At 45.2% G+C, this 6,868-nt stretch carries 5 protein-coding genes; all 5 read right to left on the reverse strand.

Annotated elements, in window-relative coordinates; all coding sequences use genetic code 11:
• Nucleotides 1-59: 59 nt before the first annotated feature.
• Nucleotides 60-1,760, reverse strand: a complete 1,701-nt coding sequence (locus MOX91_RS07715; RefSeq protein ID WP_370397506.1) for a 4Fe-4S dicluster domain-containing protein — start codon at nt 1,758-1,760, stop codon at nt 60-62.
• A gap of 90 nt (nt 1,761-1,850) precedes the next feature.
• The gene (locus MOX91_RS07720; protein ID WP_370397507.1) at nt 1,851-2,786 is read right to left on the reverse strand and encodes a DUF362 domain-containing protein; all 936 of its coding nucleotides are present in this window, start codon (nt 2,784-2,786) and stop codon (nt 1,851-1,853) included.
• A gap of 93 nt (nt 2,787-2,879) precedes the next feature.
• Nucleotides 2,880-4,460: a TIGR03790 family protein gene (locus MOX91_RS07725; protein ID WP_370397508.1), complete on the reverse strand. Its 1,581-nt coding sequence runs from the start codon at nt 4,458-4,460 to the stop codon at nt 2,880-2,882.
• 60 nt (nt 4,461-4,520) lie between these two features.
• Nucleotides 4,521-5,702, reverse strand: coding sequence for an iron-containing alcohol dehydrogenase (locus MOX91_RS07730; RefSeq protein ID WP_370397509.1), 1,182 nt, complete (start codon nt 5,700-5,702; stop codon nt 4,521-4,523).
• Between the two features lie 87 nt (nt 5,703-5,789).
• On the reverse strand, nt 5,790-6,455 hold the full coding sequence (locus MOX91_RS07735) for a hypothetical protein (protein WP_370397510.1): 666 nt from the start codon (nt 6,453-6,455) through the stop codon (nt 5,790-5,792).
• Between the last annotated feature and the right edge of the window lie 413 nt (nt 6,456-6,868).

Consider the following 6,868-nt stretch of genomic DNA (forward strand, 5'->3'; position numbering starts at 1 on the left):
ACAAAATATAAAAAAATTGCGCAAGTTTTCGCTTGCGCAGTCTTTTGCCGTTTGAGTTATCAGAACGGGAACGGATTGTCGAGAGGCTTTGGCGCGGAAACTTCCGCTTTCTGCTTTTCCTGCGGGACGTACAAGCGCATTTTTTCGTCAAATGGAATTGCCTTTTTATGCACTTTTAAGCCCTGAATTACTATCGCCGTGTGCGGGCGCACGGGGCAGACATTTTCGCAGGCTCCGCATCCTATGCAGACGTCTTCGTGGACATGCGGAATATAGAGGCTTTTCTTTTCGTTAAACGGTATCATTTCAATCGCCTGAACGGGGCAGTGTTCGGCGCATGCCGCGCAGTCGGTTCCGTCGGTATAAACAACGCAGAGCTCGCGGTTGAATATGGCGGTGCCGATTTTTTCAGACATTTTTTGCTTTTTTGTGATGAAGCGTATCGCACCGGTCGGGCAGGTTTTTGAGCAGTTATGGCAGTCGGGCAGGCAGAATGCCGCCGAAAAATCCATGTATGGTTGCATAAATCCCGACAAGCCCCATTGGGTGGTTGACGCCTTTAAAACTTGCGACTTGCATGAGCTTACGCATCTTTGGCATGCCGTGCAGTTTTCCAGAAAGTTTTCAATGCTGATTGAGCCCGGAGGAGACGGGAGACGCTTGTCGGCTCTCGCACCGTCTATTCTGTATTCGGACGCTCCTTCCAAGACTTTCAAGCTGTGTTTTTGCGAAAGCTCCTCGTCGCCCTTCTTGCAGCCGAAGAGTGCGGTTGCCATGGAAGCCGCGGCGGCGGCAAAACTTCTTCTTGAAATATTTTCGCCTTCGGTCTTTCGGGAAGATTTGGAAAATATTTTTTTGTATGCGGGATTTATTTTGTAGCCTATCGAGCTTTTTGGGCAGTGCGCCGCGCAGTCAAGGCATAGAACACACCGCGAGAAGTCGATGTCTTTTCCCTTTATGTTTATGCACTTTGCCTTGCAGTCCCTTTCGCACTTTCCGCAGGAGACGCATTGGTCTTTGTCTATTTGCAGGGAGAACAATGCAAATTTTGAAAGCCCTCCCAAAAAAGCTCCGACAGGGCAGAGGCTGTTGCAAAAAAGCCTTCCGCTTTTTGCCGAAACCGCGGCGGTTAAAATCAAAAGGAAAATTGAAAAACCGAATGCGGCAACCGAGACTGCCGCAGTTGTGGCGGGCGTTATTCCGTAATAACCGAAGCTTGCCGCGCTTGAAGCCGAGAAATTTACCGCTTCAGAACTTATTATGAAGCCAGCCGACATTATTTTGCCGTAGAGCGAATACGGGTCAATCAGCCCCAAGAGCGCGCCGAAACCGAAAACGATGCAAATTACCGCAAGTGTCAAAAATAAAACTCTAAGTGCCGTCAGCGGTTTTGCGTATTTTAGTTTTGCAAAATTCTTCTGCGAAAATTTGCCAACGGCAGTCTTTTTCAGAAACTTGTTTTCCGCGGGAAATTTTGCGATTTTTCTGAAAATGTCCATTAATATCCCGAATGGGCATATGAACGAGCAATAGGCTCTTCCCAAAATCAGTGCGAGGGCTGAAAATGCCAAAAACGCCCAAGCCGAGGCAATGCCTATCCCCGCCAGAAACTTCAATAATGACGGCATAAATTGAAGCGATGTGGGAGGGTACATGTAATAAATTTTCGGCAGTTTGTGGTAAATGTCGAAAAATTGCAGGCTTATTGCCGCGAAGAACAATATCGCAAAAATAACTCTAAAATGGCGCAATATTTTCATTTTTTTCTAAAATTAAGGCGCAAACCCAAAGTGCCCCTTTTTTTGATTTTCAGAGGCAACTCTTCAAGTATGCGCCTTGTTTTAATTTTGTTATGCGACGGAAATTCTCTTTACGTTCAATTTGCTTAAATCTGCAGTGCCCACTCCGAGCTTTTCTGCAAGCCCGATGTATGGAATTTCATCGAGAGTGTAGGGCTTGCCCATTCCGTACTGCTTTGCGACTGTCGCAAAAATTTGGACTGCGGCGGCGTCGGCAGCAACGATGTCGGTGGAGATTACCTGGTACTTTACGACAGGCGCAAACTTCGGGTCTTTACCCTGAGGCCCGTGTTCGAGCATTACATGGTAGGCGTCAACGATAGTAAGCGATGTCTTTTGGTATGAGGAGAAATCCGCGATGCACTGGGGCAGGTCGTTTCTGTGCCAGAATTGTCTGTCGAGAATGCAGCCCATGTAGTTTTTCATTGCGCAGGTGATTTTTGTGCCGCCGTGGTGCTTTAAAATCGGCATATTGATGAATACGTCGGCTTCCGCTGCGAGTTTGTGGACTTTTGCTTTCTTCAAAGAAACGCCTCTTGGAATATCCTGATCGATGAACATGGAGTGGGCGTTGCCCGAAACCATTTCGCCTCCCGCTTTTTCAACTGCTTCGGCAGTTCCCGAGTGCTTGTAGCAGTCGTCTGCGGCGTGGCAGGTGTGGTCGAAGCAGAGAACTTTTTTTGCACCTGCGGCAAGGCATGCTTTCACTACGGCGGCGACTAAGTCGGGATCAGTGTTTGCGCCGAAGTCGGGAGTTCTGTCCCATGCGATGTTTGGTTTTAGAACGACTGTCTGCCCTTTTTTCACAAAGCGCGACATTCCGCCCATTTCGGCTATGCCTTTTTCAAACATTTGAACAGCCGAGCCGCCGTGTATCGCTACGAGGTCGGGCTGTTTTTGCGATTTTTTTTCTGCTGCAAAAAGCGAATTTGTGCAGGCGATTGCAGAACCCGCTATTGCGGTTTTTACGAAGTCTCTTCTTTTCATTTTTCCCCTTCTATTAACGATTTATAATTTATCGGTTTTGGCGAAATGATGTTTTAAGAATTTTCGATTGTCAAGTTTTTTGAAAATGCAATCTCAGTTCTGTTTTTTATTCAAATTAGAAAGTTTTTTCTCCAAAAATTCGCGTTCATTGGCGGAGAAAGACTCTTTATTTAAGAGAACGGGAATTACCTTTTGCAGAAAATCGGCGTCGTTTGTTGAATTTAAAATTTCAAGGCATAGTTTCGCGCTTTCTTCTTTTAGATTTTTTGATTTCAAGAAGTCCGAAATTTCAAAAGCAAGTCCGAAATTTTGAAAGTTTTCTTTTGCTTCTTTTGCGGCTTCGCGGGCGAGGGCTATTGATTTTTCTTCGTCCAAGTTGCCGTAGAGCAGGGCAAGCTTCCAGTTGAGCGCGAATTTTTCATTCAGCTTTGGAATGAAACTTTCAGCAATTTCAATCGCTTTTCGGGCGTTGCCGTTTTCGAGAAGGAACAAATTCATTTTGCGTATTACAGCGTATTGCGAAAGCCCGTCAATTTTGCCGTTTTCTATGTCTTCAAGCTGGCTTTGCAAAGTTTTTTTGAGCGGGGAATACAGCGGGTCTGCCAGCATAATCCCTTTCCAGCTGAATGCGCTCATCGAATAAAACGCGGCTTCACCCGCTTCAAATCCGCGAGAAATATAGTGCATGTAAACATCGCTTCTGTGCGTGAAAGTCAAAAACGGCTCGTTGATGTAGCCGAAGGCGACTGCGGCATTTCGCGCGGCAAAACTCGGCGTCCAGTCTCTTGGGTTTGAAAGATTTTGCGCGGAGTAGGAATAGATGTGAAGAGCCGACGCGCCGCTTGAATATTTCACGTCTTTTGACTGCGGATAGTAGCGCGGCATGTCTGTGTACCATCCGAAGTAAAACGCGGGGGCGTCAAACCTGTCAAAGTAGTTGAAAAGTTGGGGTTTTTCGTCGGAAGAAACATCAAAGCCGAGTTCTTCAATGGTCTTTTTTGCGGACAAAAGCCACTTGTCGCCTGTGGGATATTTTTTTGACATGTCTATATAGGCGCGCCCCCTAAGACCTTTTTCTTCGGCTGAAAGCGCGCTATCAGCAAGGTTTAGCGCGTCCGAAAAATTCAGTCCGTCGAGCCTTGAAACCGCCAAAAAATTTTCTTTTTTGTAATCGCCGCGCTGCCTGTTTAATCCGAAGAGCGGATTTTTTTGCATTCCGCGCAGTTCGTATTTGCCTTTTAAGAGCATTGCAAGTTCGGAATCTACACAAGCGGAGTTGTTGGCGGTTGCGGATATTTTCGCATCGGGTGAAATCTTTTCTTCCGAAATTCTGTAAGGCACTCCCTTGGCAATCACTACATAATCGACATCGCTTTTGACAACAAGGGCGTGTTTCGGATTTTCGGAATTTAAGATGTCTTTGACGGCTTCCCGCTCCTTTAAAACTTTAAAGAGTTTTTCCGCTATTTTTTTGTCGTAGTCTTCCCTTGAAATGTTTGCGGAGTCCTTTACGTCTAAGATAACGACGTTTTCTTTTGGGATTGAGCGCAATTCGCAATAATCTTCCGCGAGTTTTTTGGATTTTTCCGAATTTTTGTTTGCCAAAACGAATACGTTTGCCGCCTGCAAATTTATGCAGGAGGCGAAAATAAGCAAAAAAATTATTCCGCGCAAAAATGGCATATCTTTTCTAAAATAGAACCAATATCGGCGCGTATTGCAAATAAAAATGTTTTACTTCGCGTTCAAATAGATTTGCTTCATATCGCTTTCGTCGAGCGGGCGGAATTTTCCGATTTTTTGTGTTCCGCCGTTTGAGCATTTTTTTGCGAGCAAAGAGGCAAGATTGTCGTCGATTTCAATGCCAAGATGGGAAATTCTTGTTGGCATTCCGACGCTTGCAAAAAATTCCTCGAACTTTTCTATCCCCTTCAATGCGGTTGAAACGGGGTCGGAGGCATTGTTTTCAACTCCCGCGACGTTTACGGCAAGCCTTGCGAAGCGTTTCGGGTTTTCGGAAAGAACATACTTTGCCCATGTGCTCCAAATTGCCGCAAGCCCCGCGCCGTGCGCGACGTCGAATATTCCGCTTAACTCGTGTTCGAGAGCGTGGCACGACCAGTCGCCTTTTGTTCGGTCTCCCGTCAGATTGTTATGTGAAAGCGTTGACGCCCACATTATTTCGGCGCGCGCATTCAAGTCTTGCGGATTTTCGTGCAGGATTTTTGCGTTGGCAATTACCGTGCGCATCAAGGCTTCCGCAATGGAATCGGTAAGCTCAAAGCTTTCGGTGTTTTTAAAGTAGCGTTCGAGGGTGTGAAGAAGAATGTCGGCGCATCCGCTTTGCGTCTGATAGTCGGGAAGCGTCAAGGTAAGCTCCGGGTTTAAAATCGAAAACTTTGCTCTTACAAGGTCGTTGTTTATCGCGCGTTTGAGTTGCCCCTCGTCTTTTGTTATGACGGAAGCTTCGCTCATTTCGCTACCCGCCGCCGCCATTGTAAGAATTACTCCGACCGGGGCGCAGGCTTTCGGTTTTTTTGAAGTCGTGTAAAAATCCCAAACGTCGCAGTCGGGATTTGCAATGGCAAGCGCGATTGCCTTTGCGGAATCTATCACGCTTCCTCCGCCGACAGCCAGAAGAAAGTCGATGTTTTCCGCTTTGCATATTTCCGCGCCCCTATAGACGTCGCAAAGGCGGGGATTTGGTTTTACTCCGCCAAATTCTATATATTCAATGCCTTCCGATTTGAGCAAGGTTTCGACTTCATCTATCAGACCAGATTTTTTAGCGCTTTGTCCGCCGAAGTGTATCAGAACTTTTTTTGCGCCAAATTCTTTTAACAACTTGCCGACCTTCTTTTGCGCGCCAAGCCCGAATTCTATTTTTGTGGGTGCGAAGTATGTAAAATTATTCATCGAAATTGAGAATTAAAACTTTTTATGTATTTTGAAACAAAGTTTCTCAATTCGCGCATGGCAAGTCAAACGTTTTCCGCAAAAACTTTAATTTTTATTTTGCAGTGCAGGGGCGATTGTCTTGAAAAAGTGTTTCCAACTGTCGTTGGCATTAAAGTTTTTGAAGCCTTCGTATTCCGAGTGCGAGAGATTGTCGCTTACAATTTTGTAGGATATGAGATTTGGAAATTTTTTGTGGAAATAGAAAAGCTCCATGTCGAAGACGCAAGGTTCTTTTATGTCGGATTCTTCCACGAATTTGTCGGACGAAAAACAGGGGACTCCGCCAAAGTCTGAGATTTTTGAAATTGCGTTCGGGGTTTCAATTTTTGCGACTTTGTTTACCTTGCAAAGCTCGCCTTTACTTATGACGTTGCTTCCGCAGTATCCGACATTTATGACCAATACATTGCCGTGAACAGCCGTGTTTTCAAGGGAAGAATTTACGCAATTTTTGCCGACTCCCGTCGTTATGCATGATATTTTGCCGTTTGAAGAAATGTTCTTTGAAAGCTTTTTTAGCCCGTATTCTTTTTCAATGTATTTGCTTTCATCGGGCATCGCGATTGCAAACAATACGGACGATTTTATGTGGGAACTGTCCGCGCAATTTTCTTCCGCGCAAAATACTGTTTCGTAATTTTGCTTAACCGACGAACACGCCGCAGAAATCAGTGCAAATAAAACAAAAGCCGTTTTGAAAAATGTCTTCATAAAGTTGTTGTAAAATTAGTTTTTTTACGAATGTAAAAAATAAAAAACATATTTATAAAGCACCTTGCAAGCACAAATAAAACCGTTCTACTCAAAGGTTGCAGATGCAAAAAAACGCGGATTGCATATGCAATCTGCGTTTTAAATGGTGGGCGGTACAAGATTGGATTGCCCGCCTTGCTTTTTGCTGTTGCAAAAATGCGCGGCGTTGCAACCCTCGTTTGCACTTCGGGCAACTACGCTTGTGCTTCGTTGTCCTCCACAAAAGCTTTTGCTAAGGCAAAACTTCGCTCATCGTCAAAGGTAGTGGGATGAGGGTAGAAGAAGTAGAAAAAAATGGAGGCAAAGAGGACGGAAGTCCTACAATGCCTCTTATGCTGTTTAGTTTTTATAGAGTAATACGAAGTTGGCGA

It is taken from the genome of Intestinicryptomonas porci (assembly GCF_033971905.1).
GTDB lineage: Bacteria > Verrucomicrobiota > Verrucomicrobiia > Opitutales > Intestinicryptomonadaceae > Intestinicryptomonas > Intestinicryptomonas porci.

Coding starts and splice junctions, on each gene's coding strand:
- MOX91_RS07730 (WP_370397509.1), bottom strand. CDS start 5,702: ATGAATAATTTTACATACTTCGCACCCACAAAAATAGAATTCGGGCTT.
- MOX91_RS07735 (WP_370397510.1), bottom strand. CDS start 6,455: ATGAAGACATTTTTCAAAACGGCTTTTGTTTTATTTGCACTGATTTCT.
- MOX91_RS07715 (WP_370397506.1), bottom strand. CDS start 1,760: ATGAAAATATTGCGCCATTTTAGAGTTATTTTTGCGATATTGTTCTTC.
- MOX91_RS07720 (WP_370397507.1), bottom strand. CDS start 2,786: ATGAAAAGAAGAGACTTCGTAAAAACCGCAATAGCGGGTTCTGCAATC.